This window comes from Flavobacteriales bacterium (assembly GCA_013214975.1).
Lineage (GTDB): Bacteria > Bacteroidota > Bacteroidia > DT-38 > DT-38 > DT-38.
Genome location: JABSPR010000392.1, coordinates 1 through 3752, shown reverse-complemented (window position 1 = coordinate 3752; position 3752 = coordinate 1). Strand labels below are relative to the sequence as shown.

General features: G+C 35.6%; 3 protein-coding genes. 1 reads left to right on the top strand and 2 read right to left on the bottom strand.

The annotated features are described in order from the left end of the window. The coding region (locus HRT72_12335) for a hypothetical protein (protein NQY68492.1) at positions 1–218 on the bottom strand (218 nt) is incomplete at its 3' end. Continuing rightward, positions 215–2584, bottom strand: a complete 2370-nt coding sequence (locus HRT72_12330) for an OmpA family protein (GenBank protein NQY68491.1) — start codon at positions 2582–2584, stop codon at positions 215–217. The genes HRT72_12335 and HRT72_12330, both read right to left, overlap by 4 nt. Positions 2585–2759: 175 nt before the next feature. Here HRT72_12330 and HRT72_12325 point away from each other — a divergent pair. Beyond that, positions 2760–3752: mechanosensitive ion channel (locus tag HRT72_12325; protein NQY68490.1), on the top strand; the 993-nt coding region annotated here is incomplete at its 3' end.

Sequence of the window (3752 nt, the reverse complement as noted above, 5' to 3'; positions counted from 1 at the left end):
TTTATTTCTTCTTTCTTCTTAGGCGTTAAGTCTGTTAAGAATTCCTTAATTTTTTCTTTAACCTCCACGTGCATGCATTGATTACATAAACAACTTTTTTTGAGGTCGGCAATTAAAATAGGAGGGTATTGGCTGCACCAACATTCGGAAGAACCACAGTCGTTTGGTGCCCCACATTTATTGCAGATGTCTTTTTGAATATCAACGCTAGTCATCATTTTGAAATAAATTCGAAATGAACAGACCTATTCATCTTTCTACCTGCTTCAGAGGTATTGTCACCAAACGGTTTTTCTTCTCCTAAACTTATTTGAGTAATTCTTGAGGAGTTAATTCCTTTGGTTTCAAGAAGATTTACGATAGAACGTATTCTGTCGGAAGAAAGAGATTTGTTGTATTCCAAAGAACCCATATCATCTGTGCTACCTGATATCTTAATCGAAATCGATTTGTTGTTTTTTAAATAGTTAGCCAATTCGTCAATTTTGCCGAGTTCCGTTTCCAACAACATGCTACTTGCAAAGTTGAAATAGATAACGGGAAGAATGTATTCGTTCAAAGTATCTTGATCTGTTTTTATTTTAGATTTTGATGATTTTATGGAGTCTTGTTTTTCTCTTTTGATCCGGACTATTTTCAGATCTGGATTTTTAACTTCGGCTAAATCTCGTTCATCGATAAAGGCAGCTATAGAAGGCTCTTCAATACTGTAAAGCGCCATACGTGTAATTTCCTGGAAGGCGTTTTTGCCATTCGGTTTTAGCGAACTTACATAGTTAGTTATTGAGGGTAAAAGGTTTTGAGGTAAAGTATCTCCTCCTTTTTCAGCGATTGAATCCTTAAGATTCATAAATGCATTTTTAAAGGTAGCTTTCTGAATGCCTCCCTCGTTTCTATTAACCCCCGAGTAGTCGAGAACAACTTCTTGGTAGTTATCATAAAGAGAATATTGAGGAGGAATGTAAAATTCTTGGGATTGCGCAACAAGACTATCTTGTTTGATAATCATCTTATAGTGTGTTTTAGTACGCAATGATATTTTACCTATCCCATTCTCTAGATTAAACTTTATAGGATCTTCTATAGTATCTAAATTCAAATAGGCGATTTCTAAATTATCAAGGTCTAACCCCTTGTTACCCATGGCGACGAGCTGTATTGTAGAGTTCTTTCGAGGGTATTTTAGCATAACACTATATAAGTCCATTCCTCCAAATCCTCCTATTCGTGATGAAGAGAAGTACGCAAAAACTTCCTCATCGTCCACTTGATAAAATATGTCGGATGCCGGTGAATTGAACGGTGGTCCAAGATTATGCGGTTTTGTCCACTTTTGATTTTTTTTAGTAGAACTAAAGATGTCAAAGCCACCTATGTTTTCATGTCCTTTGGATGAGAAATAAAGGGTCTCGCTTCCTTTACTGAAGAAGGGGCTGTCTTCGTCATGTTCGGTATTAATCTGTGGACCTAAATTATGTGGCTTGCCCCACGCACCATCCTGATCTTTGGTTGATTTGTATATGTCTAATCCACCATATCCTCCTTTTCGATCACTGGAAAAATAGAAACTGTTTTCTTCCGTGAAAAAATACATGCTTGGTTCAAATGCCTTTGAGTTAACGGCTCCTGAAGTCATCTTTTTAGGTTTGCTCCATTGGGAATCAACAAGGTTGGTCTGCATTATATCGTTTTTCCGCATTATATATGCCTTGTTGCCTTTTTTGTCGAATCCAATCATAGATTCATTCTTACGCGTATTCATTTTAATATTCTTGAATAAATCTGATTCGTCAATGTGTATCGGATTAGACCATGTAACACTATCAATAATATCAGCTACGTAAATATCTTCGAAAGGAATATTGTCGTGATGTTTTCGTCCTCCAACGGTTCCTGTTTTACGCGAGGTATAGATTAATTTTTTCTCATCAGGACTAAATACAGCCGCATAATCGGGATATCTAGAGTTTACTTTACTTCCGAGGTTTACTGCCTTCCAGTTTTTATCCTTTGGGTCTTTAAATTCTAATCCATGTTTGCATCGTATTATTTCGTCATCAATCATTTTTACATAAATCTTGATACTTTCTCGCACACCCCAATCTCCCATTACTTCGATTAGTTTGTAATACCTGAAATAGCCATTAACTAATAGTTTTCGGAACGAATTGTAATTTTGTATTGCTTTTTCGAAATTACCAATTAAATGGTACGTCTTGCCTAAGAAGTAGTACGGTGTTCCTAGGGAATCATTAGAGCTAAGTCGAAGAGTTCTTTCAAAAACATCGATGCAATCTGGTTGTTGAAGCGTAGAATTGTAAAATGCTATTCCTAATTCATAGGAATAATCTTCATTCAAACTATCGATTTCGTTTACGGCTTGGTAATGAAAGATTGCCCTATCCCATTTTCTATTTGCCAGGGCTCTTCTGGCTTTTCTAAGTTGAGTTTTTAGAACTTTATTTTCATAAGCAGCGCGTGCCATATCATCGTTTTGAGAAAAAGATGAAGTGCCAACTATCGAAAAGAATAGTACGAGTAAGAAAGTAATGCAACACTGAGTCGCAAGTTTATGTCTATTCATAGTTTATGAAATTACTAAACATATTTAGCAATGGTAGCTATGTTTACGTTAAACACAATACGCAGTTTGGTTATTTCTATTAGATGCATTTTATACCGATAGAGGTTCAGTGTTTATCTACTAAGAACTTAAGTGTACAATAAAACTTAATTTTATGCATCTAAAATAAACACGAATGATTAACGGATTAATAAATCTTGACGCTTGGATACAAAACTTTCTTTTAGAGAAGGGTATGGGGATCGAAATGGCACATTACATTTTATTGAGTTTTGACCTGTTGTTACTTCTTGTAATTTGTGTAATTGCGAATTGGATTTCAAAAAGAATTATTGTTAAAGGAATTCAGTCGTTTATTAAGAAAACCAAGAACGATTGGGACGATATTTTTTTAGATCAACAAGTGTTTCAATCTCTTTCAGCACTTGTTCCTTTAATAATTATAAAGTACTTAGCTGAACCTGTTTTTTCAAATTTTCAAGTATTAATTCCTATTGTATCGATCGCAGTTAAGGTCTTAATTGTTATGGTTATAATCTCCGTAATAAGCAAAACGCTCAAAGCTATTGAAGAGGTAAGTCAGCGCATAGTATACTTTAAGGATAAGCCACTTGGCAGTTATGTGCAATTGGTGAGGATTATTGTTTTTGTAATTGCGGCTATCCTTATTTCGTCTGTCTTATTGGGTAAAGATCCAATGACGTTGTTGGGTGCTTTAGGTGCTCTTACAGCCGTTATAATGTTGGTATTTAAGGATACCATTTTAGGATTGGTTGCCAGCATTCAGCTTTCTTCGAACGATATGGTAAGGGTAGGAGACTGGGTTTCTATGCCTAAGTATGGTGCCGATGGCGACGTTATTGGGATCTCGTTAAACACAGTTAAAATTCAAAATTGGGATAAAACAATTTCAACAATTCCTACCTATTCATTTATTGCAGACTCTTTTCAGAACTGGAGGGGAATGTCGGATGCAAAGGGAAGAAGGATAAAGAGGTCTTTAAATATTGATATGACGAGCGTTAAATTTTGCACGGAGGAGCGGTTAGAATACTACAAAAAGTATGAGTTGTTAAGGGGCTATATAGAATCGAAACAATCAGAAATAAATGGACATAACGATGCACATTCGCACGATAAGTCATGTTTGATAAATGGACGGAACCTT